At 63.4% G+C, this 22,749-nt stretch carries 23 protein-coding genes; 9 read left to right on the top strand and 14 right to left on the bottom strand.

From position 1 onward, the window contains the following. Window positions 1–820: 820 nt before the first annotated feature. The 4 genes from JJE66_RS00265 to JJE66_RS00250 all read left to right on the top strand — a co-directional run bounded on the left by JJE66_RS00265 (window position 821) and on the right by JJE66_RS00250 (window position 4,992). Window positions 821–1,672, top strand: coding sequence for a 3-hydroxybutyryl-CoA dehydrogenase (locus JJE66_RS00265; RefSeq protein WP_200512140.1), 852 nt, complete (start codon window positions 821–823; stop codon window positions 1,670–1,672). Window positions 1,673–1,809: 137 nt separating this feature from the next. Then, on the top strand, window positions 1,810–2,274 hold the full coding sequence (locus tag JJE66_RS00260; RefSeq protein ID WP_200512139.1) for a group III truncated hemoglobin: 465 nt from the start codon (window positions 1,810–1,812) through the stop codon (window positions 2,272–2,274). A 211-nt stretch (window positions 2,275–2,485) separates the two neighbouring features. Next, window positions 2,486–3,133, top strand: coding sequence for a ubiquinol-cytochrome c reductase iron-sulfur subunit (locus tag JJE66_RS00255; RefSeq protein ID WP_200512138.1), 648 nt, complete (start codon window positions 2,486–2,488; stop codon window positions 3,131–3,133). 140 nt (window positions 3,134–3,273) lie between these two features. Next, complete coding sequence (locus tag JJE66_RS00250) at window positions 3,274–4,992, top strand: methanol/ethanol family PQQ-dependent dehydrogenase (protein WP_409362786.1); 1,719 nt, start codon at window positions 3,274–3,276, stop codon at window positions 4,990–4,992. A gap of 83 nt (window positions 4,993–5,075) precedes the next feature. Here JJE66_RS00250 and JJE66_RS00245 read toward each other — a convergent pair whose 3' ends face one another. The 7 genes from JJE66_RS00245 to xoxF5 all read right to left on the bottom strand — a co-directional run bounded on the left by JJE66_RS00245 (window position 5,076) and on the right by xoxF5 (window position 12,988). Further along, on the bottom strand, window positions 5,076–5,354 hold the full coding sequence (locus JJE66_RS00245; protein ID WP_200512136.1) for a hypothetical protein: 279 nt from the start codon (window positions 5,352–5,354) through the stop codon (window positions 5,076–5,078). A gap of 53 nt (window positions 5,355–5,407) precedes the next feature. Continuing rightward, window positions 5,408–7,720 (bottom strand): molybdopterin cofactor-binding domain-containing protein, encoded by a 2,313-nt coding sequence (locus tag JJE66_RS00240; RefSeq protein WP_200512135.1) that lies wholly within the window; start codon window positions 7,718–7,720, stop codon window positions 5,408–5,410. Between the two features lies 1 nt (window position 7,721). Further along, window positions 7,722–8,174, bottom strand: a complete 453-nt coding sequence (locus tag JJE66_RS00235; protein ID WP_200512134.1) for a (2Fe-2S)-binding protein — start codon at window positions 8,172–8,174, stop codon at window positions 7,722–7,724. A 641-nt stretch (window positions 8,175–8,815) separates the two neighbouring features. Further along, window positions 8,816–9,379 (bottom strand): S-(hydroxymethyl)glutathione synthase, encoded by a 564-nt coding sequence (gene gfa, locus JJE66_RS00230; protein ID WP_200512133.1) that lies wholly within the window; start codon window positions 9,377–9,379, stop codon window positions 8,816–8,818. Window positions 9,380–9,409: 30 nt separating this feature from the next. Continuing rightward, complete coding sequence (locus tag JJE66_RS00225) at window positions 9,410–10,519, bottom strand: S-(hydroxymethyl)glutathione dehydrogenase/class III alcohol dehydrogenase (RefSeq protein WP_200512132.1); 1,110 nt, start codon at window positions 10,517–10,519, stop codon at window positions 9,410–9,412. A 60-nt stretch (window positions 10,520–10,579) separates the two neighbouring features. Beyond that, window positions 10,580–11,071 carry a c-type cytochrome, methanol metabolism-related gene (locus JJE66_RS00220; protein WP_200515232.1) on the bottom strand — a complete coding sequence of 164 codons (492 nt, stop codon included), beginning with the start codon at window positions 11,069–11,071 and terminating at the stop codon, window positions 10,580–10,582. Between the two features lie 111 nt (window positions 11,072–11,182). Next, window positions 11,183–12,988 (bottom strand): lanthanide-dependent methanol dehydrogenase XoxF5, encoded by a 1,806-nt coding sequence (gene xoxF5 / locus JJE66_RS00215; RefSeq protein ID WP_200512131.1) that lies wholly within the window; start codon window positions 12,986–12,988, stop codon window positions 11,183–11,185. A gap of 510 nt (window positions 12,989–13,498) precedes the next feature. Here xoxF5 and JJE66_RS00210 point away from each other — a divergent pair. Then, the gene (locus JJE66_RS00210) at window positions 13,499–14,467 is read left to right on the top strand and encodes a helix-turn-helix domain-containing protein (protein ID WP_200512130.1); all 969 of its coding nucleotides are present in this window, start codon (window positions 13,499–13,501) and stop codon (window positions 14,465–14,467) included. 89 nt (window positions 14,468–14,556) lie between these two features. On the opposite strand, the gene JJE66_RS00205 is transcribed toward JJE66_RS00210, so the two are convergent. From JJE66_RS00205 to JJE66_RS00190, 4 genes are all read right to left on the bottom strand, one after another. Continuing rightward, window positions 14,557–15,579: an FUSC family protein gene (locus JJE66_RS00205; RefSeq protein ID WP_200512129.1), complete on the bottom strand. Its 1,023-nt coding sequence runs from the start codon at window positions 15,577–15,579 to the stop codon at window positions 14,557–14,559. Between the two features lie 142 nt (window positions 15,580–15,721). Next, window positions 15,722–16,648: an ABC transporter substrate-binding protein gene (locus JJE66_RS00200; RefSeq protein ID WP_200512128.1), complete on the bottom strand. Its 927-nt coding sequence runs from the start codon at window positions 16,646–16,648 to the stop codon at window positions 15,722–15,724. After that, window positions 16,645–16,998, bottom strand: coding sequence for a cytochrome c (locus JJE66_RS00195; protein ID WP_200512127.1), 354 nt, complete (start codon window positions 16,996–16,998; stop codon window positions 16,645–16,647). The genes JJE66_RS00200 and JJE66_RS00195 overlap by 4 nt, the downstream gene beginning before the upstream one ends. 13 nt (window positions 16,999–17,011) lie before the next feature. Beyond that, entirely contained in the window at window positions 17,012–18,676 is a 1,665-nt protein-coding gene (locus tag JJE66_RS00190; protein ID WP_200512126.1) for a methanol/ethanol family PQQ-dependent dehydrogenase, read from the bottom strand. Between the two features lie 335 nt (window positions 18,677–19,011). Here JJE66_RS00190 and JJE66_RS00185 point away from each other — a divergent pair, with 335 nt between their 5' ends. The 4 genes from JJE66_RS00185 (at window position 19,012) to JJE66_RS00170 (ending at window position 20,900) form a co-directional block, all read left to right on the top strand. After that, window positions 19,012–19,404, top strand: a complete 393-nt coding sequence (locus JJE66_RS00185) for an EF-hand domain-containing protein (RefSeq protein ID WP_200512125.1) — start codon at window positions 19,012–19,014, stop codon at window positions 19,402–19,404. A gap of 171 nt (window positions 19,405–19,575) precedes the next feature. Further along, window positions 19,576–19,656, top strand: a complete 81-nt coding sequence (gene pqqA, locus JJE66_RS00180) for a pyrroloquinoline quinone precursor peptide PqqA (RefSeq protein WP_200474103.1) — start codon at window positions 19,576–19,578, stop codon at window positions 19,654–19,656. A gap of 24 nt (window positions 19,657–19,680) precedes the next feature. After that, window positions 19,681–20,586: a hypothetical protein gene (locus JJE66_RS00175; protein WP_200512124.1), complete on the top strand. Its 906-nt coding sequence runs from the start codon at window positions 19,681–19,683 to the stop codon at window positions 20,584–20,586. A 104-nt stretch (window positions 20,587–20,690) separates the two neighbouring features. Next, a complete protein-coding gene (locus JJE66_RS00170; RefSeq protein ID WP_200472910.1) occupies window positions 20,691–20,900 on the top strand; it encodes a hypothetical protein in 210 nt (69 codons plus the stop codon). Between the two features lie 9 nt (window positions 20,901–20,909). Here JJE66_RS00170 and JJE66_RS00165 read toward each other — a convergent pair whose 3' ends face one another. From JJE66_RS00165 to JJE66_RS00155, 3 genes are read right to left on the bottom strand one after another with little or no spacing between them, the layout of a single operon-like run. Continuing rightward, window positions 20,910–21,263 (bottom strand): hypothetical protein, encoded by a 354-nt coding sequence (locus JJE66_RS00165; protein WP_200515231.1) that lies wholly within the window; start codon window positions 21,261–21,263, stop codon window positions 20,910–20,912. Window positions 21,264–21,310: 47 nt separating this feature from the next. After that, window positions 21,311–22,021: an ATP-binding cassette domain-containing protein gene (locus tag JJE66_RS00160; protein WP_200512123.1), complete on the bottom strand. Its 711-nt coding sequence runs from the start codon at window positions 22,019–22,021 to the stop codon at window positions 21,311–21,313. Beyond that, complete coding sequence (locus JJE66_RS00155; protein WP_200512122.1) at window positions 22,011–22,748, bottom strand: ABC transporter permease subunit; 738 nt, start codon at window positions 22,746–22,748, stop codon at window positions 22,011–22,013. The genes JJE66_RS00160 and JJE66_RS00155 overlap by 11 nt, the downstream gene beginning before the upstream one ends. Window position 22,749 lies beyond the last annotated feature (1 nt).

Here is a 22,749-nt window from a genome sequence, read left to right as displayed (position 1 = left end):
AAGCCGTGAGGCGGGCGTGAGAGGTGTTCCGGCCACGCCCGCGCCGTTCCCGACGGACGACACACCTTGCCGCTGGCGCTGCCTCGAAAAGTCAAGGCTTGCTCACAAAAATATTCTTCTTTACCGAAATTCGGAATTGGCGTATGTGTCGTTGCATCTCACCCGGCACGAGGGACGGATCGCGAGTCGTCCGGTACGTGGGTGAGTTGCGGTGGACGCGGGCTTGCGTCGGCACGCAAGGGTCGGGAGCAGGGCGAGCGGAGGATTGAGCCGAACCTCGTGAGCTACCGGCCGCGTGTGACGAACGGCGCAAGCGGCGTACGGCAAAACCGTGTGGTCCTGACTGTCGTCGCTACAGTCAAACCTTGCGAAGACGGTATCGGGCCAACCGGCCCAGACCGCCAACTTTTCGCAAGGCCACGGAGGCCAAAGGAATTCGGCTCCGGGGAGGGCACGGCATAAGCCGTCAAACCACTCGCGCAGGGAAGGTCGGGATGTCTCGGCTGCCCTGTACGTCGCTGTGCAGTTCTTTACTGCGCTACACACGCACAGCGAACCGCGGGTGCCAGCCGGCGCCCGGCCTTCCCTGCGCCCTCGGCATTCCCGGGGGCGGAACGAGCCGCAAAACTCGGGCCGAAACGGCCGCGAGACCGCGAAATCGCGCCCCTGACGAGGGGAAGGCGACTTTATTCTCGCCACGGATGCGCTAAGGAAGAGCTTGATGCGGCGCAGCACTCGGGCGGCCGCGGATCGGAATTCAGGTCAAATCGGGCATGCCGCCGTCGCGGCCGGGCTCGCTCAACGAGAAGGACGTCAGGCCATGATCAATACTGTTGGCATCATCGGAGCAGGAACCATGGGCAACGGCATCGCTCAGATCTGTGCCGCGGCCGGGCTTTCGGTCGTCATGGTCGACATCTCCGATGCGGCGGTGAACCGCGGGATTTCGACCGTCGGCGGCAGCCTCGAGCGCCTGGTCAAGAAGGAGAAGATGTCGGCGGCCGATCGCGATGCGACGCTCAAGCGCATCACCGGCACGACCGATCGCGCCAAGCTTGTCGATTGCGATCTCGTCATCGAAGCCGCGACCGAGAACGAGGAGCTGAAGGTCAAGATCCTGAAGGATCTCTGCGCGACGCTGTCGCCGCGCACGCTGCTCGCGACCAACACCTCGTCGATCTCGATCACCAAGCTTGCGGCTGCGACCGATCGTCCCGATCGCTTTATCGGCATGCACTTCTTCAATCCGGTGCCGGTGATGGCGCTGCTGGAACTCATCCGCGGCCTGCAGACCTCCGACGATACCCATGCCAAGGCGCTCGAGTTCGCGCAGCGCGTCGGCAAGGTGGCGATCACGGCCAAGAACAGCCCGGGCTTCGCCGTCAACCGCATCCTGTGCCCGATGATCAACGAGGCGATCTTCGCACTCCAGGAGGGCATCGCGACCGCCGAGGAGATCGACGCCGGCATGAAGCTCGGCTGCAACCATCCGATCGGGCCGCTGGCGCTGGCCGATCTCGTCGGCCTCGACACCATGCTGTCGGTGATGGAGGTCTTTTACAAAGGCTTCAACGACCCCAAATACCGTCCGGCCCCCTTGCTCAGGGAAATGGTTGATGCCGGCCATCTCGGCCGCAAAACCGGGCAGGGCTTCTATACCTACGGCGCCTGATCATGGCGCAGGCGGCCGGCATGTAACGCCCGCCGCTCAATCCCGCAATTTGCGCTGCGACAAAGACGCCGCGCGCAATTGGCCCGACAATGTCGAACGGGCGGCTCGCGAGAACAACGGAACGGATAGCGAAGGATATGTCGGATCGACTGAAGGCCGAGCGGGAAGCTGCGGCCGAGCGGCGGAACCTGCTGACCCAGGATGCGATCGAGCGCACCGGGATCACCGAGGAGATGATCGGGGAACTCGTGACCCGCTTCTACGGACGCGTGCGCGAGGATGCGTTGCTCGGGCCGGTGTTCGCGATCGTGCAGAATTGGGACGAGCATCTCGCGAAGCTCAGGGATTTCTGGTCGTCGGTGGTGCTGATGAGCGGCCGCTATCATGGTTCGCCGATGCGGGCACATATGCCGCTCAACCTGGTCGGCGATCATTTCGACCGCTGGCTCGACCTGTTCGAGCAGACAGCGCGGGAAGTCTGCCCGCCGCCGGCAGCTAGCCTCTTCATCGACAAGGCGCGGCGCATCGCCGATAGTTTCGAGATGGCATCGGCCACCATCGCCGGCCGCATCGCCGCGCCGCGTCACGTGCTCAGATCCTGAACGCGGCCAACAGCGCGCTGCACCAATTCCCGCATCATCGGTCTGATCTGCAAAATCGTCATGCCGATCGCGCGCCATGACGTTGAAATGGCAAAAACGCGTTTGAACGCGTTCGATCGCGTTCGCTCACAGCGAGCAAAGCCATATTGATGCACTGCGGTGCCAATTCTTCGCCTTCATTTCGGCAGAGTTCCAGCGCCTGCTAGCATGCATGTCGCGCACATCGTTCAACATCGCATCGTCATCCTCCGACAACATTGCGGAAACTGAATCCTGCGCGGAGCAAACGCGGCGAACGCTATTGCTCGGTGCGCTCGCGACTACCGCCTGTGTCGGCTGTTCCACGCGCACACGCGCGGGCGAAGATCCGCCCGGCTCCGACGAGCGGCCGCAGAAGGGCGATCGGCTGGTCTTCTCCGAAGGCGACAGCGAAGGAAAGCTCATCACGGCGGCCGATCTGACGCCTGGTGGTCCGCCGGTGCACGCCTGGCCGCAGGATCCCAAGACGTCGGTGGTGCGTAGCGCCTCGCGGCTCAACGAGATCCTGATCATCCGGCTCGATCCCGCCGAGCTCGACGAGCAGACCAAAGCTCGTGCTGTCGACGGCATCGTCGCCTATTCGGCGATCTGCGCCCATGCCGGCTGTCCGGTCACCGCCTGGGTCAAGAGCGATGTCGGCGACAAGGAGGTCTTCAAGTGCATGTGCCACAACTCCGAATACGATCCCCGCGCCGGCGCGCAGGTGGTGTTCGGACCGGCGCCGCGGCGGCTCGCCGCGCTGCCGCTGGCGCTCGCTGACGGCTCGCTCAGTGTCGCGGGCGGCTTCATCGGAAAGGTAGGTGCCGTGCAGCAGGGATGACGGTGCGGGTGATGCCCGCGTCACGAGAGGCCGCATCCGCCGAGGGGCGGACCACGGGACGAACGACAAGAATTCAAAACAAGAATTCAAACGGATGAAAAAGGGGAACGTCCATGAAAACTTCCAAGAAAACGTCGCTCATGAAGCAATCGTACCTGTCCGGCTTCGTCGCCGTCACGTGTCTTGTCTCGACCGCCGCAATCGCTGGCCCGATCGAGAACTACGCGCCAGTTACCCAGCAACGCCTGGAAAATCCGGAACCAGGCAACTGGATGCTCTATCGCCGCACCTACGACGGGCAGGGCTATAGCCCGCTCGACCAGATCAACACCACCAACGTCAAGAATCTCACGCCGGTCTGGACGTTTGCCACCGGCGTGGTCGAAGGCCACGAGGCGCCGCCGATCGTCAACAACGGCGTGATGTTCGTGGCAACCCCGATGGGGCAGGTGATCGCGCTGAACGCGAAAACCGGCGACGAATACTGGCGCTACAAGCGGCAGCTCCCCGACGATCTGTTCCAGCTGCATCCGACCAGCCGCGGCGTCGGCCTGTGGGAGGACAAGCTCTATCTCGCCACCACCGACGACCATGTCGTCGCGCTCGACGCCAAGACCGGCAAGGTGGTGTGGGACACCAAGGTACAGGATTACAAGAAGGGTCAGTATATGACCCTGATGCCGCTGATCGTCGACGGCAAGGTCATCGTCGGCGGCTCCGGCGGCGAGTTCGGCGTGCGCGGCTATGTTGCCGCCTACGATGCCAAGGACGGCAAGGAGCTGTGGCGGACCTTCACCATTCCCGGCGAAGGCGAGCCCGGCCACGACACCTGGCAGGGCGACGACTGGAAGAACGGCGGCGGCTCGGCCTGGATGACGGGAACGTACGACAAGGACACCAAGACGGTCTATTGGGGCGTCGGCAACGCCGCGCCGTGGCCCGGAGAGATGCATCCCGGCGATAATCTCTACACCTCCTCGGTGCTCGCGCTCGATCCGGGCAACGGTAAGATCAAGACCTATCACCAGTACCACCAGAACGATTCCTGGGACTGGGACGAGGTCGACGCGCCGATGCTGGTCGATTTGCAGCGCGACGGCCGCAGCATCAAGAGCCTGATCCATCCCGGCCGCGACGCGATCTTTTGGGTGCTCGAGCGCACGCCGACCAAGATCAACTACATCGCCGGCTGGCCGTTCGTCGCAACCGACGTCTGGAAGGGCATTGACGAGAACGGCAAGCCGATCCTCGATCCCGCGCACAAGCCGGTCGTCGGCAAGCGCGTGGAGTTCTGCCCGTCACTGTGGGGCGGCAAGGATTGGCCGTCGGCGGCCTACAGCCAGAAGACCGGTCTCGTCTACGTGCCCGCCAACGAGAATTTCTGCGGCGGCTTCACCGGCGAGAAGATCCCGCTCAAACCCGGCGAGCTCTGGCTCGGCACCAAGCCGGAGGATATCGGCCTCAAGACGAAGCCGGGTGCCGATCATTTCGGCGAGCTCCAGGCCTGGGATCCCGCGACCGGCAAGAAGGTGTGGCAGCACAACTTCCCGAAGTCGCAGATGTTCGGCTCGGTCACGGCAACTGCGGGCGATCTCGTCTTCGCCGGCGGCACCAACGACCGCAACTTCCGCGCCTTCAATGCCAAGACCGGCGAGCTGTTGTGGGAGCAGAAGACCAACTCCGGCATCATGGGTATGCCGACGTCCTATGAGATCGACGGCACGCAATACATCGCGATCCAGTCGGGCTGGGGCGTCGATGCGCAGCGCATCCAGGACGCGCTCGCGACCAACAATATCGGCATCGAGTCCAACGTGCCGCAAGGCGGCGTGGTCTGGGTGTTCGCGCTGAAGAAATAAGCTCCGCGGCGGATCGAAGTAGGCGGAGCGTATGGGGGCAAATGCGGCGGACGCCAACGTCCGCCGCATTTTGCGTGCGGAGCCTACTTCCCCTCGCGCTCGACCTTGTCCTTCGCCTTCTGGTTCATCTCCCGAACCTTGGGATCTGTGTTGCCCTGCCCAGTGGTCTGGGTGGCCGAGGTGGGCGGAGCGTTGGCGTTGGGAAGCGAGCTCTGGTCCGGCGTGGTGGGACGCGTCGCCGTGGTCGGCGGCGTGGTGTTGTTGCTCTGGGCGAACGCGCAGTTGGTCGTCCAAAGACTGGTCGTCAAAAGAAAGGCGCTCGACAGCAGCGAGACTGCGAGCGCCCTTGGAATGTTGGTCATCGATCTGCTCCTGTCAGATCGAAGAGAAACGGCGCGAGGCCGCTTGCGTTCCGTTACGCCTCCAATTGCTTGCCGATCGGAAGCGCGCGGATGCGCTTGCCGGTCGCGGCGAAGATCGCGTTCATCAGCGCCGGTGCGAACGGCGGCACGCCGGGCTCGCCGACGCCGCTCGGCGGCGTGTCTGATGCGGGCGGCACGATGTAGACATTGGTCACCACGGGTGACTCGTCGATCCTGACGACCGGGAAGTCGCCAAAATTCTTCTGCTCCACCTTACCGTCCTTGAAGGTGACCTCGCCATATTTGGCGAGGCTCAAGCCCATGATCGCCGCGCCCTCGATCTGCGAGGCGATGCGCTCGGGGTTGACATAGGTGCCGCAGTCGATCGCGGTATCGACCCGCGGCAGCGTCAGCTTGCCCTTGTCATCGACGGCCACCTCGACGATGGTCGCGATGTAGCTGACGAAGCTCCGATGCACGGCGATGCCGAGGCCATGGCCCTTGGGGACCTGGCGGCCCCATTCGCCCTTCTCGGTAACCAGCTCGACCACCTTGCGCAGGCGCGCGGTGTCGATCGGGTAGCTGTCATAGGGCTCGCCGTAGTTCCAGAGGTCCTTGACCGCAGGCTTGACGATGCGCGGGCTGCCGATCAGCGCGAGCAGCGTCTCCTTTTGGTCGCGTCCCGTCGCCTGCGCGATCTCGCCGACCATCGACTGCACCGCGAAGGCGCGCGGGATGTTCGAGACCGAACGGAACCAGCCGATACGGGTGAACGCCGCGGCTTCAGGGTTCTCGCAAGAGATATTGGCGATCTCAAAGGGCATGTCGACGAGACCCATGCCGAGTTCGAACGCCGCCGCGTGCTTTGCACCGGCAGCGAAGGTCGAGGCGATGGTCGGCGCCACGCTGCGATGGCGCCAGGCAATCACCTTGCCGTCCTTATCGAGTCCCGCCTCGATGCGCTCGACCGACACGGTGTGCAGGAAGTCGTGGCGGACGTCGTCCTCGCGCGTCCATTGCACCTTCACCGGCGTGCCGAGCTCCTTGGACAAGAGCGCCGCCTCGAGCGCGAAATCGCATTTCGACTTGCGGCCGAAGCCGCCGCCGAGCAGCGTCACGTTGACGGTGACATTGTCCTCGGGAATGCCGAGCGTCTTGGCGACGTCCTCGCGGGTGCCGCCGGCGCTCTGCACCGGCGCCCAGATCTCCGCCTTGTCACCCTTGACGTCGGCGACCGCGACCGGCGGCTCCATGCTGACATGGGCGAGGTGCGGCAGATAATATTCGCCGACGACGACCTTGTCGGCCGCCTTCAGCGCGGCATCGGCGTCGCCCTCCTTGCGCACGACGAGGCCGGGCTTGCGCGAGGCCTCCTCGAGCTCCTTGCGGTAGGCGACCGAGTCGTATTTGCCGTTGGCGCCGTCGTCCCAGACCAGCTTCAGCGCATCGCGGCCCTTGATCGCGGCGCCGGTATTGCGCGCGATCACGGCAACGCCGCCGAGCGGCTGGAATTTCGACGGCCACGGCCAGCCGCGGACCTGCATCACCTTCTCGACGCCGGGCACCTTCAACGCCGCGTCCGGATCGAACGAGGTGAGCTTGCCGCCGGTCACCGGTGGGCGCGCGATCACCGCGTATTTCATATTGGGCAGACGCACGTCAGCGCCGTAACGCGCCTTGCCGGTGGTGATGTCATGGAGATCGACGATTCCGATCTGGCCCTTGCCGAGATAGCGGAAGTCCTTGGGGTCTTTCAGCTTGAGGCCTTCGATGCTCGGCACCGATTCCTTGGCAGCGTCGGCGGCGAGCTCGCCGAAGCCGAGCTTGCGTCCGCTCGCGCCATGGATCACCTCGTGATTGACCGCCTTCACCTCAGTCGCCGGCACGCCCCAACGCTTGGCGGCGGCTTGCTCCAGCATGGTGCGGGCGGAAGCACCGATCTGACGCATCGGGATCAGATAATGACGCGTGCTGCGCGAGCCGTCGGTATCCTGGTTGCCGTACTTGACCTCGTCGCCATGGGCCTGCTCCACCTTCACCTTCGACCAGTCGGCCTCCATCTCCTCGGCTACGATCAGCGGCAGACTGGTGCGCACGCCGGTGCCCATCTCCGCGCGATGTGCGAGGATGGTGACGGTGCCATCGGGCGCGACCGCGACGAACACGCGCGGATCGACCACGACGCCGTGCGGCATCTTTCCGGCGCCGGTCTCATAGGCAAAGGCCTGGCGCGACATCACGGGGGCGGCGAGCACGAAGCCGCCGGTGATTCCGAGCCCCTTGAGGATGCTGCGGCGCGAGACCTTCTCGACCTTCAGACTCTTTTCGAAGCCACGAAGCTTGCGGGGATTGTCGATGAAATTCATGTCACACTCCCGTCGATGCGAGGTGGATGGCGTTCTCGATGCGCTGGTAGCAGCCGCAGCGGCAGATGTTGCCGGACATCGCCTCGCGGATCTGGTCGTGCGACGGTTTTGGATTGTCCATCAGGAGTGCAGCGGCCTGCATGATCTGGCCGGCCTGGCAGAAGCCGCACTGGGGAACATTGACCTGGCGCCAAGCCTTCTGGACGGGGTGATCACCATCCGGATGCAGCCCCTCGATCGTGGTGACCTCGCGTCCGGCGACGTCGTTGATCGATGTGATGCAGGAGCGCACCGCCTCCTTGTCGACAATGACGGTGCAGGCGCCGCACAGGGCCTGGCCGCAGCCGAATTTGGTGCCGGTCAGCCCGGCTTCGTCGCGCAGGAACCAGAGTAGCGGGAGATCCGGGTCGCCGTCCCAGCTCTGTTCCTGGCCGTTGATCTTCACCTTGATCATGATCGTCCCTCGCTCTTCATAAGCTTTGCCGATTTTGAATTCGCCGACATTGGTCGGCACCGTCGTCCGTGCGTCGTCGCAACCGCACACAAACCTGTGGTTCTGCGCGGGCAGATCCGGCAGGGGGCAAGAGTGCGAATCGCAATGTCCGGATGTGCTCGATACCTCCCGTGTTGTTCTTATTTGTTTGAACTTCGCGCGGCATCGTGAGGCCGCGATCCTAACAGAGATCGGGCCGGCCCGGCATTCACAGCCGAGTGTTCTTAACCAGCTGTTCTCGACGTGAGCAGATTGCATCCGTGGTTTGTCAAAAGCAGGGCGCGGGCCAAGACGCCGCGCGTTGCACGACCACAAAATCGCAAGACGCGATGAAAAAAGCTTCGTCCGCCAGAGGGACTGCGCGGACGAAGCAGTATGCCTCAGTCGAGGGAGGGAGAAACGCAGGGCACGCTGACTTCAAGACGGAAGGGGCGGCACTGCGCAGTCATTCAGAGACCAGGACTGAGGGAGCGGAACGCGCTCGCATACGCAAGGTGCACGAGCGACTATGTGCCGCAATCGTTTGACCGCAGCTGTCCTGCTCGCTGGCAGTGGTTGGACGGCCAGCGAGCGGATAGGCGAAGAACGTTCGGCGGCCTTGCTCAGGCGGCTTTGGCTTTCGCCACGTGGGTCGCAATCGCGTCCATCAGCGCCGGCGACAGGCAGTCATAGGGCTCGAGGCCGATTTCCTTCAGCCGCGACCGGATGCCGGCCATCTGCTCGGGCTTCACGCCGGATTCGATCACCGAGGAAACGAAGGCGGCGAATTGCGGCGCCTGCGAGCCCTGCTCCTGGAACAGCTCTGGATGGACGAAATCGAGCCCGTAGAACGGATGGTTCTTGTTCTCGATGCGGCCGAACATGTGCGTTCCGCAGGCCTTGCAGGCGTGACGCTGGATCACCGCGGACGCGTCGACGATCTGGAGCTTGTCGCCGTTCTCGAGCACGGTGACGTTCTGGCGCGGCACCACCGCGACGACGGAGAAGTTCGCGCCTTCCGGCTTCCAGCACTTGGTGCAGCCGCAGGCGTGGTTGTGCGCCACGTCGCCCTTCACCGCGACCTTGACCGGGTGATCCGCGCATTTGCAGACGAGCGTGCCGCCGGCAAAGTGGCCGGTGCCCTGTTTGATGCCATTGTCGATCGAGGGATGGAGTGCAACAGTCATGGTCGATCCTCCTTGGGTGTGACGCTTGAGTTAGAACACGACGACTGAACGAATCGATTTGCCCTCATGCATCAGGTCGAAGCCCTTGTTGATGTCTTCGAGCTTGAGCGTGTGGGTGATCATCGGATCGATCTGGATCTTTCCGTTCATGTACCAGTCGACGATCTTCGGCACGTCGGTACGGCCGCGCGCGCCGCCAAAGGCGGTGCCGCGCCAGTTGCGGCCGGTGACGAGCTGGAACGGACGGGTGGCGATCTCCTTGCCGGCTTCGGCAACGCCGATGATGATCGAGGTGCCCCAGCCGCGATGGCAGGCTTCCAGCGCCTGACGCATGACCGTGGTGTTGCCGGTGCAGTCGAAGGTGTAGTCGGCGCCGCCGTCAGTCAGGGTGACGAGATGCGGGACGATGTCGCCGGTGATCTTCTTGGGGTTGACGAAGTCGGTCATGCCGAAGCGGCGGCCCCACTCCTCCTTGGAGTCGTTGAGGTCGACACCGATGATCTTGTCGGCGCCGGCCATCTTGGCGCCCTGGATGACGTTGAGACCGATGCCGCCGAGGCCGAACACGACGACGTTGGAGCCCGGCTCTACCTTGGCGGTGTTGACGACGGCGCCGACACCGGTGGTGACGCCGCAGCCGATGTAGCAGCTCTTGTCGAAGGGGGCGTCCTCGCGGATCTTCGCCACCGCGATCTCAGGCAGCACCGTGAAGTTGGAGAAGGTCGAGCAGCCCATATAGTGGTAGATCGGTCTGCCCTGGTAGGAGAAGCGGCTGGTGCCGTCGGGCATCACGCCTTTGCCCTGCGTCGCGCGAATCGCGGTGCAGAGATTGGTCTTCTGGCTCAGGCAGCTTTTGCACTGCCGGCATTCCGGCGTGTAGAGCGGAATGACGTGATCGCCCGGCTTCACCGAGGTCACGCCCGTGCCGATCTCGCGGATGATGCCGGCGCCCTCATGGCCGAGGATCGACGGGAAGATTCCCTCGCTGTCGAAGCCGTCGAGCGTATAGGCGTCGGTATGGCAGATGCCCGTTGCCTTGATCTCGACCAGGACTTCACCGGCCTTCGGTCCTTCCAGATCGACTTCGACGATCTCGAGCGGCTTCTTGGCTTCGAAAGCGACGGCGGCACGTGTCTTCATCGGTAGCTCCTCAATTCTCGCAGGGCGCCAAGAGTTAAGTCTCGGTCATGCCCCAAACGTTCACTTCTTGCCCATGCACGAGTCTTCGTTCTTGGTATAGGCGTCGTTCTTGTCCTCATGCTTGGCGGGGCGCGCGCGACCCCAGGCCTCGTTCGAGCGGGCGCGCAGATAGACGTAGAGATCGTCCATGTAGCAGGCGACGTTCGGGTTATCGCCGAACGCCGGCATCACGTTTTCTGACGCCGTCGAGATGTTCTTGCGGCCCGAGGCGACGACGCCCAGAAAATCGGCGTAGCTCATGGTCTTGAGCGAATCCTTCAGCGCCGGCGCATAGGTCGAGCCCATTCCATCGGGGCCGTGGCACACATGACACTCCGAGTGATAGCGGCGGTATCCGGAATAGGTGTACCAGTCCACATTGCCGTCAGCCGAGATCTTGTAGGTCGGATTACCATCCTTATCGAGCCATTCGCCAGTTTCATTCTGCTTGACGGCGGTCGGGTCGCCCGAACCGTCCGCAAGAGCAATTCCCCCGGACGCAACGAAGATCATCGCAGCAATGACAGAGCGGATTTTACGCAAGAGGTGTTCCTCGAAGGCATCAGGTGGAGACGAGCCGGCGCGTGGAGTCGATCCACGCGCCGGAGCGATACGGAGTCGAGGCTAGTTCGACGGCAGCGAGAACACGGTCAGCGTACCGCCGAGTGCCGTGTAGTTGCTGAGCGCCGCGTAGCCGCCGACTGCGCCGAGGCCTGCGGTCGGATCGGTCAGGCCCGCCGCCAGACCGATGCCGGCCCAGCCGCCCACGCCGGAGAGCACGGCAACGTATTGCTTGCCGCCGTTCTCATAGGTGGTGACGTTGCCGATGATGCCGGAGGGAGTCTTGAACTTGTAGAGCTCCTTGCCGGTCTTGGCGTCGACCGCCTTCAGGTAGCCTTCGAGCGTGCCGTAGAACACCACGCCGCCGGCGGTTGCGAGCGCACCCGACCAGACCGAGAACTGCTCTTTGTTCGACCAGACGATCTTGCCGGTCTTGCCGTCCCAGGCGATGAAGTTACCCATATTGGTATCGCCCTGCGGCGGATACATCGAGAGCGTCGCACCCACATAGGGCTGGCCCGCGGTGTAGCTCACCTTGAACGGTTCGTAGTCCATGCAGACGTGGTTGGTCGGAACGTAGAACAGTTGCGTGTCCGGCGAGTAGGCCGCCGGCTGCTCGTCCTTGGTGCCGAGCGCGGCCGGGCAGATACCTTTCACGTTGTGGTCCTCACCCGCCTTGTCGGTCGAAGCTGCGTCGAGCACCTTCGGACGGCCATAGGTCGCCGAGTTCTTGTCCATGTCGACGCCGGAGGTCCAGTTCACCTTCGGATCGTACTTTTCGGCAACCAGAAGCTCGCCGGTCGCGCGATCGAGCGTATAGCCGAGGCCGTTACGATCGAAATGCGTCAGCAGCTTGCGGGGCTGGCCGTTGATCGACTGGTCCGAGAGGATCATCTCGTTGACGCCGTCATAGTCCCATTCGTCATGCGGCGTCATTTGATAGACCCACTTGGCCACGCCGGTGTCCGGGTTGCGTGCCCAGATCGTCATCGACCATTTGTTGTCGCCCGGACGCTGCTTCGGGTTCCAGGTCGAGGGATTACCCGACCCGTAGTAAACGAGGTTCAGAGCGGGATCGTAGGAGATCCAGCCCCATGTGGCGCCGCCGCCGATCTTCCACTGATCGCCTTGCCAGGTCTTGAGGCTGGAATCCTTACCGATCGGTTTGCCGAGCGCTGTGGTCTTGTCGTCGACCAGGATTTGGTCATCCGGCCCTTCCGAATAGCCGCGCCAGGCGACCTTGCCCGTCTTGATGTCGTAGGCGGTCATGTGGGCCTGAACGCCGAACTCACCGCCGGAGATGCCGACCAGCACCTTGTCCTTGATGACCATCGGCGCCGACGTGCCGGTCTCGCCCTTGCTGGGATCGCCATTCTTGGCGGTCCATGCAACCTGACCGGTCTTGGCGTCGAGCGCGACCAGGGTTGTGTCGGCTTGGTGTAGGAATATCTTGCCATCGCCGTAAGCCAAGCCGCGGTTGACCGTATCGCAGCACATCACCGGGATGACGTTCGGATCCTGCTTCGGCTCGTACTTCCAGACGATCTTGTTCTCCTGCGAAAGGTCAATGGCATAGACCTTGTTCGGGAAGGGCGTATGGACGTACATCATGTTGCCGATGATCAGCGGGCCGCCTTCGTGGCCGCGCAGCACGCCAGTCGAGAAGGTCCAGGCAACCTGAAGCTTACCGACATTCTGTGCATTGATCTGATTCAGCTTGGAGTATCGGGTATTGGCATAGTCGCCGGTCGGCATCACCCAGTCTTTCGGGTTCTGCGACATCTTGTTCAGCTCGTCATTGGCTGAGGCGCTGCCGACGGCGAGAGCCGCCGCGGAGCCAAGTAAGGTCGCCAGTAGCACCTTGCGCATAGTCATTCCTCCGTTGGTCTCGTTTATTGTTTCCGAAGCATTGCTTATTCACCGGGCTCTTCGTCCGGCGTCTGCTCGTGCAGGTCGGTCGCGATTGGGATCAGAAACGATGCTGTGCTGTTCCTCCTCCGGATGAGCGCTACAGGTCCGCGTGCAGGAGCGGCCCGCTTTTTGTTCCTGCAGCAATTCGTAACGACTTCGCTATCGGGAAACTTGCCCAAGAGAGAAGCCGCTTTGCTCGACAGCGCACGAAGGCAAAGTATTTGATTTTGCAGTAGCGAATTCAGCGGCTTCCGCGCAGCTCGGCGCGGCGCTCAACGCTCAGGTTCCCCTTGACGGCGCTGCGACTAAGGCGGAGGATTAACTGTCAAGGGTGGCAGTGGAACGATGGCGCTCGTTTCAAAAGACCTCCCAAATTTGAGGTAAACGTCACGCAATCACGGCCGAGGGCTCCGGCAGCGTTGGTCGCGATTCGCATCGAATCCCGGGAAAACACCAGTGGCTGGATTAATGTCCGACACAATTCATACGCTCTCGACGACCGGGCTGACGCCGAAGCGGCAGATCCAGAGCTGGATCGATGGGCTGACAAGTTTGTGCGGCCATTTCGACGTCGATCCACTGGAGGCGTCCGCGCTCGAAGGGCGCATCGACTACACCTCCGTCTCGCGCCTGAAGCTTTGCCAGATCGAAGTCAGCCAGCATCGCATCGCGCACACGCTGGCGCGCGCCAAGGTCAATGAACACCCGTACATCAAGATTCACTTCCAGACCTACGGCGTGTCTTATTTCGAGCAGGAAGGCCGCCACATCGAGCTGAACCCGGGCGACATCATCGCCTATGACGTCTCCTGCCCGCATTTGATTGTCAGTCCCGCCTTCACGCGCCACGACGTGGTGATCGTGCCGAAGTCGCTGTTGCGCGATCGCGGCTTCCCGTCGCAACGCATGCCGGCCTGCAAGCTGTCGGCGAAGACGGGGACGGGACGAATCGCCCATGATTTCGTCCATGCCACTTTCGACGAGGCGGCGAAGCTGTCGGCCAACAGCGCGGTCGGTGTTGCCGATTCGCTGATCGATTTGTTGCTGCTGCCGCTGCGCGAAGCCGACACGATGTTCGATCGGGTCGGGCCCGAGGCGATGTATGTGCGCGCGCAATTCTTCATCCGCGAGCACCTGCGTGATCCCGATCTGTGCATCGACCAGATCTCCGCCGAACTCGGCTGCTCCAAGCGCTATCTGCACATGCTGTTCTCCGAGCGCGGCACCACTGTGAGTGACTACATCTGGCAGGCACGCCTTCAGAACTGCCGGCAGGAGCTCGAGGCACACGCCGGCAAGACCATCACCGACGTCGCGTTCTCCTGGGGCTTCTCCAGCTCATCGCATTTCAGCCGCGTGTTCCGGAAATATTTCGGCGTGGTGCCGTCCTCGATCCACAAGGCGCAGCAGGGCGCCGTCGCCGCGGGCGGGAATTAGGCTGGGCGCTACGCTGCGGCCGCGGCATTGTTGCCGGTCATCATTTTTTTCGAAGATGCTTCCTGGCGCGACCTCGCCGTCGCTGCGCCTCATCCCGACGACGGGGCCCTCCGCATCACGCGCTGCCAGACGATGCCGGTCAGGGCCACCGCGATGAGGCCGAACGCGCCCCCGATGATCACGTTGGCGACGCGCTCTTCGGCAATGCCGCTGGCGCCGCCGGCAAAGGATGCGGCGAGCGCAATGAAGAAGCAACGCAGGCCGAAGCCGACGATATAGCGGGAGAACGAGATCAGCGTGAGTGTGGCCGCGAGAACCGCAAGCGCATAGCAGACGCGGTTTAGCGGCAGCACCATGCCGGCGAGGAGGCCTAAGGGCACACCGACGAACGCGCCGAGGGCACGTTGCTTGAGCTTGTCGGTGGAAGCGGAGAGATCGCCGACCACGACGCTCGCGGCCGACCACATCACCCATTGCCCCTGCCCGAGGTCAAGGATCTCGACCAGGGCGGCTGCTGCGAAGACTGCCAAGGCGGTGGCCGCTGCGGGCAGCAGCCATTCACCCGCCGGCGGCCCGAAGGAGGTCGCGGCATTGAGGCTACGCCGCTGATCGTAAATCTGGATGGCGCAGACCAGTGCCAGCGCAACCGGAGAGGAGACAATGATGATGCCGGCATGCCGCAACGCCTCCGAAGTGTTCGCGCCCTCGCGCACCTCGCAGGCGAGATAGACGGCCGGGATGAACACCCAATTGCCGAGCGTGCGAAAATGTTCGCCATGGCGTGTCGCCGCCACCGCAAGGAAGCCAGTAAGCGCCGTCAGCATCACGAACAGCGGCTTGATCCAAGCCGCAAGGAAGAGCGCCGCGAACGCCACGAGGATCGCGACGTAGTGCCATGTGATCACTTTTGGCGGGAGGTGCAGCCGCAGCGCGGGAATGAGCAGCGACACCGCGATCAGTCCCAGATTGAGCAGGGCCATCTCGCGCGAGATGAAATAGGCCGCCACGAACGGGCCGACGACGATCAGCGCACGCAGGAGCTCGGCCGTCCTGATTTCGCGGGAAAGGACATCGCGCAGGCCGGTGGAGGGCGGGATGTTCGGGGTCTTCACAGGGCACCGAGGGGACGAATGAATGCGTGCATCATACGAGAGCCGCTGTTACCGAGCCAGCCAATGTCGCCGTGTTTGACTGCCAGCCGCCCCTCGGTCATTCCGGGCTCGCCCTGCGGGGCGCTTCGGAATGACAGTCGAATCAGCGCTGAATGATCTTGGTCCAGACGTCGCCGAGGATCGCGGGCTCGCGCGGCGGCAAATAGGTGAGGCCGGCTTGCTTGCCGAATTCGGCGATCTTGCCCTCGGTAGCAAGATCCGTCAGCGCCCTGTTGACGCCATCGACCAGCGCGCCGTCGCTGGCGAGCCCGACATAGCCGCGATTGGCGCCGATCGGATAATAGTAGCCGGAAGCTGATATCGCCGTGTCGGGATGCGCGGCGCGGTGGGCGTCGAAGCGGGCGAGATCGATCAAGGTGGCGTCATAATCGCCGCGATCGAGCGCGCCCAGGAGGTCGTCGCGGCCGGGCACAAGATGGGTGATGTCGTCGATCAGCCGTCCCTTGTCGAAGGTCATCAGGATGGCGTCGCCGAGCGACCCGCTTTCGATCGCGAGGCGAAGACCGGCGAGATTGCCGATAGCGTTGATCTTGCGCTCGCGCACCTTAGGCCCAAGCACGACCGTCATAGGCGAATAGACATAAGGCCGGCTCGGCGCGAGCACGCCGAGCGCAACGCGGCGGCGCCGATCATCGCGCGTGGCGCCCGCGAAATCGGGCAAGCGCGCCGTCTTCAGGCCGGGCGCGACAAGCGAATCCGTCGTCAGCGCGTATCCGCCGACCAGCGAGCAGCGGCCGTCCGAGAGCAACGCATTGGCCTCGAGCTGCGGGCTCGAATCCTCATCCAGCTTGCTCTCGAACCACTGAATCCTGAGCGGTCGTCCCATCCGCTCCGCGATCGCCTGCGCCAGCAGCACGTCGAAGCCTGTGTCCGGCTTGCCTTTCTGATGCATCGAGAGCGGCGGACGGTCCTCGTCGAGACAGATGCTCAGGGGATCGGCAGCCCAAGCTGCCGATCCCGGCGCAACGAGCATCGCAGCGAGACCGAGTGCGGCCAGCCGGCTCCTCATGGTTTCCTCCGGCTCGAGATGAACGCCCAGAGATCGCTGATCTCGTCGTCGTTGAGAACGTCGCCCCAGGGCGGCATCTTGTTGTTCTTGCCGTTCTTCACGGTGGTGACGAAACGCGTCTTGTCGTCCGGAAAGGCGCGCAAGTCCGGCGTGATAGTGCCGGAGTTCATCATGTTGGGGCCGTGGCAGTGCGAGCATTTCTGGGCATAGGTCAACTTGCCGTCGTCGATTTGGGCCTGAATGCTCGCAGTCGATTCCTCTGCGAGGCCGGGGTTCGCAACTGCCGCGACGGCAGCCATCGCGACGGCGGCGAAGATCGCCGCCGTCCTGACAGTCGGTCTCATGAACATGCGTGACCTGCGATCACTGCTTAATCGCAAACACCCAAAGCGAACCGCCGGCCGGCACGCTCGCAAGCCGTTCGTCACCCGAGAAGATCGAGTAGACGCCGCCGTAACCGCTGTTGACGGCAACGTACTGAACGCCATCCTGCTGCCAGGTGACGGGCTGTCCTTCGATCCCCGAGCCGGTCTGGAACTGCCAGAGCTTCTTGCCGCTGTCCGCATCGAAAGCCTCGAACTCACCGGTGAGCGCACCCGTGAACACGACGCCGCCCGCCGTCGACAGCACGCCGGAGAAGCGTGGAATGTCGCTGGCCGCCTCCCATTTCGCCTTGCCCGTCATGGGATCGATGGCCTTGAGATGGCCGCGCGGTCCGGTGCCCCATTCCCAGAGGTCGGTGAGGTCCATGCCGAGATACCATTCGCCCGCCTTGTACGTCGCTGGCTCCGTCTTGTAGTGGCCGCCGAACGCCAGCGTGTTGGCGTAGGCGAGCCCGGTCTGCGGGTTGAAGGACATTGGCTCCCAGTTCTTGCCGCCCAGCAACGACGGGAAGACGACCACCTTCTTGCCTTCGCGGGCATCCTTGCTGACATCGGTCTCGATCGGCTTGCCCGTCTGCATGTCGATGCCCGTCGCCCAATTCACCTTGACGTAAGGATTGGCCGCAAGGAGCTTTCCGTTGGTGCGATCGAGCACGTAGAAGAAGCCGTTGCGGTTGGCATCCATCAGCACCTTGGTCGGCTTGCCCTCGACATTCATGTCGGCAAGGACCATCTCGGCCACCGCGTCATAGTCGAACGGATTGTTCGGCGAGAACTGGTAGTGCCACTTGATCTTGCCGGTCTTGGGATCCATCGCCAGCACGGAGCAGGTGTAGAGATTGTCGCCGGGGCGCACGGCCGCGTTGAACGGGCCGGGATTGCCGATACCCCAATATACCGTGTTCAGCTCGGGATCGTAAGACCCCGTGATCCAGGTCGAGCCGCCGCCGAGCTTCCAGGTGTCGCCCTTCCAGGTGTCGCCGCCGGGCTCGTCCGGCGAGGGGACAGAATGGGTGCGCCAGAGATGCTTGCCGGTTGCCGGATCCCAGCCGTCGATGAAGCCGCGGGTGCCAAACTCTGCGCCGGAGATGCCGGTGATGACGACACCGTCGGCGACCAGCGGGGCCACCGTCATCGAATAGCCTTCCTTGATGTCGGCCGCCTTCTGCCGCCACAGCTCCTTGCCGTCCTTGGCGTCGAGCGCGATCACGTTGGCGTCGAGCGTGGTGCGGAACAGCTTGCCGTCGAAGAGCGCGGCGCCGCGGTTGATGATGCCGCAGCAGACGATGCGCGGCGTCTCGGCCGGATATTCGATCTTGGATTTCCAGATCTGCTTGCCGGTCTTGGCGTCGACCGCCATGGTCGCATTGTGGGAGGTCACGTAGATCACGCCCTGGTACACCAGCGGCTGCGATTCCTCGCTGCGATCGTCGTTGAAACTGTAGTTCCAGACCGGGACGAGGTTCTTGACGGTGTCCTTGTTGACCTGGTTCAGCGTCGAGAAACGCTGGAGATTGTAGCCCATCCCGTAGTTGAGAACGTTCGACGTATCGGCTGCGCCCTTGACCAGTTGATCGGTCGTCTGTGCGCTCGCAACCGAGCATGCGGATATGACGAGGCTCGCGGCCATCGCAAAGCGTTTCATCCGTTCCTCCCAATATGCGCGCCTTTTGACGCTGCGAGAGCAACACTCGTCTCGAATGCAAAACCCGTCAATACGAAAGTCGAAAGTGCGCTGCCGATATGTTGGACGCCCGATGCCAAGCTTCGCACGGTAATCTTCGAGAAATCTTACGCGTCTTGCGCGAATGCGCTGCACCAATTTCCATGGCGCGAAGATTGGCGCAACGCGAAAATTTTGGCGCGGCCCCGGTTTCCGGTACGGGCAGCATGGTTATTCGGCTTGAACCGGGGCCAGCTTGCGGACTTATGGTGTCGCGATCCCGCGCGAATCGCGGGTTCATGATCAGGGAGGTCTGAATGATAACGCGTCGCTCAGTTGCACTTGCGTTCGCGCTTGCCGTGCTCTCCGGGCCGGCCTGGGCGGCATCCGGCAGCGCCACCAAGATGTTCGATACCGACAACGACGGCACGGTCGATCTTGCCGAGGTGAAGAAGGCCGCGAGCGCACTATTCGCAAAGCTCGATCCCGACCATGATGGTACGCTCGATGCACGCGAATTGCGCGGACGGCTGACGGCGAAAGAACGCGCCGCAGGCGACCCTGATCACGACGGAACGTTGACGCTCGATGAATATCTGTCAGTGGTCGAGCAACGCTTCAAAGCGGCGGACCCCGACAATGACGGGACGCTCGACGCCAACGAGTTGAAGTCGCGCGCGGGTCGCGCTCTGCTGCGATTGTTGCGCTGAGATCAACTGCGCTTGACTGGGAGCGAAGGCGGTTTGTCCGAGAGTGAACTGTACGCGTGTCACGCGCCGGTTCGCTGTGTTCGCGGTTCGATTCCAGACTTGCACCGCGCCTGACGCAGCCTTAGGTTTTGCCCGGCGCGATGTCGCGCTCAATCCCTTGGGAGAGCCCGAATGGCTTGGAAAGCTCCGAAGATCGTGGAAGTGCCGGTCGGCATGGAAATCAACATGTACGTCTGCGCTACGCGCAAGTAAGGCTGACGACCTGCCGCGGCTTCGATGGCGAACACCGTCGAAGCCGTGGTAGTGTTCGTGATGCGCATTGGAGCTCCCACAATTTGGACGGCGGTCGCGTGCGCGCTGGCGCTCATGCCGGGGTGCGCTAATGCCGAGGAGGGCTTCGACACCGAGCACATCTTCGGCTTCATGATCGGCAGCGATATCGGCAATCCCGGTGAGCGCGAATTCCAGACCCAGACGACGGGACGCTTCGGCAAGGGCGGCGGTACCTATCGCGCCCTCGGTCAGGAGATCGAGATCGAAATCGTGCCGTTGCCGAATTTTCGCATCGAGGTCGGCGGCACCGCGACCCTGCACGACATCACCGGCGTTCCCGACATCGACGATCGCCGCCAATTCAATTTCCAGGGCGCCTCGCTCGATCTGCGCTATCGCCTGCTCGACCGCGAGCGCGCCCCGTTCGGGATGACGATCGCCTCCGAGACCCACGGGGACCGCATCGACGAGATCAGCGGCGCGAAGGGACGGATGTACGGCACCGATTTCACGCTCGCCTTCGATCGCGAGCTGATCCCTAACTTCGCGATCGGCGCGCTCAATCTGATCTACCAGCCGGAATGGGCGCGCTTCGAGGTGACCGGGCTGTCCGAGAAAAGCTCCACCATTGGTGCGGCCTTCGCCGGCATGGTGCGCGTGAACCCAAACGTGCTGCTCGGCGGGGAGATGCGCTACTTCCGCCAATATGAAGGGATCGGCCTCGGCGAGCTCTCGGGCCAGGCCCTGTTCGTCGGGCCGACCGCCTATGTCCAGCTCTCGGAGCAATCGCGGCTCACCTTGAGCTGGAGCATGCAGGCTTGGGGCCGTCCCGCCGGATCGGGCGCCAATCTCGATCTCGTCAATTTCGAGCGGCATCAGGCGCGGCTGGTGTTCGGGATTAACTTCTAACAAAACGGGTTCCGTGCCCGCCCTCACGCTGGATTGAAACTTCCGGCCGCTTCTCGCGTATCCTTTCGTGCTAATCTCTAGCGGCCTTGCGCGAGGATTCCGGCATGAACCCGATCGACCTGGTGGTGACTGTATGTGCGGTGCTCTCGCCTGCGACCTGCGAGGAGCAGCATCTTGTGTTCAACTATGCGGGGTCGCCGATGCAATGCGCGATGGCCGCGCCGCCCTACATCGCGCAATGGGTCGGCGAGCATCCGAAGTGGCAGGCGGTGCGCTGGCGCTGCGAATATCCGCACCCGAACGACAAGGCGTAGGCCTCCGCGCTACTTGGTGCAGTCCTTCAAATCCTTGTCGGCGATCGAAAACACCGCATCCGCCTTGATCTCGATGTCGCGCACGACGCATTGCCGCGAATTGGGATAGCTGACCTTGGCGTCGTAGTGGCCGGGCTCGACGCCGGTGATGCGCAGCCGCTCGTCGTGATCGACCTCCTTGTCCTTGTCGTTCAAGCACTGGTTCGGGCCCCAATCGGTCTTGCCGGCCGGTGCGAGCTGGAAGCCGGAGATCGTCTCACTCGTCAAATTCCAGAGCCGGATGCCTTTGCCTTTGGCTTGCGCGAGCGCCGCGCCCGGCATCGCAACCAACAGGATGCCGATCACAATCAGCGTGCGCCGCATCATGAACCTCCCTCGTGACATCGTTTTGGTCAGTTGACCACGAGTTGTCACTTCGATTCAAGCTGCAACGCCGCGAGCTCCGCTCTGATCCTGCCGAGCTCTGCTTCGCCGCGCTTCGCACGCGGAGTGGAAATCGGTACTTCCTGAACAATGCGGGCTGGGCGCGGCGACAGGACAAACAGGCGGTCGCCGAGACGGATGGCGTCGTCCAGGCTATGGGTGACGAGCAAGGTCATCACTGAGCGGCTCGCCACCAGCGTCGCGATCTCGTCGCGTAGGCGGCCGGCGAGCGCATCGTCGAGCGAGGCGAGGGGCTCGTCGAGCACGAGCAGGTCGGGCTCGACCGCAAACGCGCGGGCGAGCGCCACGCGGCGGGCGAGGCCGAGCGACAATTCGCCGGGAAAGTGGCTGCGGTGCGCGTCGAGCTCCAAAATCCTAAACAGCTCGGCGAGCTTTGCATCGGTGACGTCAGGCGCAGCCAGCCGCACGTTCTGCTCGACCGAGCGCCACGGCAACAGCCGCGGCTCCTGGAACACCATGCCGATCCGCGCTTCGGGCGGACGCGCGACATGGCCGTCGAAGTCGCGGTCGAGCCCGAGGATGATCCGCAGCATCGTGCTCTTGCCGCAGCCGGACGGGCCGATCAACACGCCGACCTCGCCGGACTGCAGCGCGAACTTCACCGGCGCCAGCACCTCGTGGGTTCCGCCCGCGGCATTCCTGAATGTCTTGCCTGATATGTCGACCTCAAGCCGCACGGGGCCGCCACCGCGTTGCGCGGGCCTCGAACGGTTGCACCAGCAGGGTTTCAATGACGAGCACGACTGCGGCGAATGTCAGGGAGTAGGCGAGCAGCCGCGGCGTGTCGAACAGCTGGAAGGCGACGCCGATCTCGAAGCCGACGCCGTTCGGCCGTCCCAGCAGCTCGGCGACTAGCACGATCTTCCACACCAGCGACAGGCCGGAGCGGGCGGAGGCTGCGATATAGGGGGCGAGCTGCGGTAGCACCACGTGGCGGAACGCGCGCCAGCGCGGCATCGCGAACACGCTCGCCATCTCGTCGAGCGAGCGGTCGAGCGCGCGCGTGCCCTCGCGCAGGGTGACGACCGCAGTCGGCAGCTTGTTAATGGCGATGGCCGCGATGGCTGCCGCCTCAGTCAGCCCGGCCCAGATATAGGCCAGCACGATCACGACCAGCGCCGGTAGGTTGAGCAGCAGGATCAGCCAGGGATCGCCGAGCCGGTCGGCGAGCTTGACCCGTCCCATCAAATAGCCGATGGCGCTGCCGAGCGACATCGCCAGCACGAAGGATAATGCGACACGCGCGAGCGTGGCACCGAGATGCAGGAACAGCGCACCGCTCGCGGCTTCCGCGATGATGACGTCGAGCACGGCAGGCGGGGAGGGCAGCTTTGGGCCACCGACGAACAGCGCTGCGATCCACCAGACCGCCAGAAACAGGGCAAAGGACAGAAGGCGCAGCACC

The organism is Bradyrhizobium diazoefficiens (assembly GCF_016612535.1).
GTDB lineage: Bacteria > Pseudomonadota > Alphaproteobacteria > Rhizobiales > Xanthobacteraceae > Bradyrhizobium > Bradyrhizobium diazoefficiens_C.
The sequence above is the reverse complement of the archived record's forward strand: the minus strand, read 5'-3'. Positions and strand labels throughout refer to the sequence as shown.

Coding starts and splice junctions, on each gene's coding strand:
- JJE66_RS00265 (WP_200512140.1), top strand. CDS start 821: ATGATCAATACTGTTGGCATCATCGGAGCAGGAACCATGGGCAACGGC.
- JJE66_RS00260 (WP_200512139.1), top strand. CDS start 1,810: ATGTCGGATCGACTGAAGGCCGAGCGGGAAGCTGCGGCCGAGCGGCGG.
- JJE66_RS00255 (WP_200512138.1), top strand. CDS start 2,486: ATGTCGCGCACATCGTTCAACATCGCATCGTCATCCTCCGACAACATT.
- JJE66_RS00250 (WP_409362786.1), top strand. CDS start 3,274: ATGAAGCAATCGTACCTGTCCGGCTTCGTCGCCGTCACGTGTCTTGTC.
- JJE66_RS00245 (WP_200512136.1), bottom strand. CDS start 5,354: ATGACCAACATTCCAAGGGCGCTCGCAGTCTCGCTGCTGTCGAGCGCC.
- JJE66_RS00240 (WP_200512135.1), bottom strand. CDS start 7,720: ATGAATTTCATCGACAATCCCCGCAAGCTTCGTGGCTTCGAAAAGAGT.
- JJE66_RS00235 (WP_200512134.1), bottom strand. CDS start 8,174: ATGATCAAGGTGAAGATCAACGGCCAGGAACAGAGCTGGGACGGCGAC.
- gfa (WP_200512133.1), bottom strand. CDS start 9,379: ATGACTGTTGCACTCCATCCCTCGATCGACAATGGCATCAAACAGGGC.
- JJE66_RS00225 (WP_200512132.1), bottom strand. CDS start 10,519: ATGAAGACACGTGCCGCCGTCGCTTTCGAAGCCAAGAAGCCGCTCGAG.
- JJE66_RS00220 (WP_200515232.1), bottom strand. CDS start 11,071: ATGATCTTCGTTGCGTCCGGGGGAATTGCTCTTGCGGACGGTTCGGGC.
- xoxF5 (WP_200512131.1), bottom strand. CDS start 12,988: ATGCGCAAGGTGCTACTGGCGACCTTACTTGGCTCCGCGGCGGCTCTC.
- JJE66_RS00210 (WP_200512130.1), top strand. CDS start 13,499: ATGTCCGACACAATTCATACGCTCTCGACGACCGGGCTGACGCCGAAG.
- JJE66_RS00200 (WP_200512128.1), bottom strand. CDS start 16,648: ATGAGGAGCCGGCTGGCCGCACTCGGTCTCGCTGCGATGCTCGTTGCG.
- JJE66_RS00195 (WP_200512127.1), bottom strand. CDS start 16,998: ATGTTCATGAGACCGACTGTCAGGACGGCGGCGATCTTCGCCGCCGTC.
- JJE66_RS00190 (WP_200512126.1), bottom strand. CDS start 18,676: ATGAAACGCTTTGCGATGGCCGCGAGCCTCGTCATATCCGCATGCTCG.
- JJE66_RS00185 (WP_200512125.1), top strand. CDS start 19,012: ATGATAACGCGTCGCTCAGTTGCACTTGCGTTCGCGCTTGCCGTGCTC.
- pqqA (WP_200474103.1), top strand. CDS start 19,576: ATGGCTTGGAAAGCTCCGAAGATCGTGGAAGTGCCGGTCGGCATGGAA.
- JJE66_RS00175 (WP_200512124.1), top strand. CDS start 19,681: ATGGCGAACACCGTCGAAGCCGTGGTAGTGTTCGTGATGCGCATTGGA.
- JJE66_RS00170 (WP_200472910.1), top strand. CDS start 20,691: ATGAACCCGATCGACCTGGTGGTGACTGTATGTGCGGTGCTCTCGCCT.
- JJE66_RS00165 (WP_200515231.1), bottom strand. CDS start 21,263: ATGCGGCGCACGCTGATTGTGATCGGCATCCTGTTGGTTGCGATGCCG.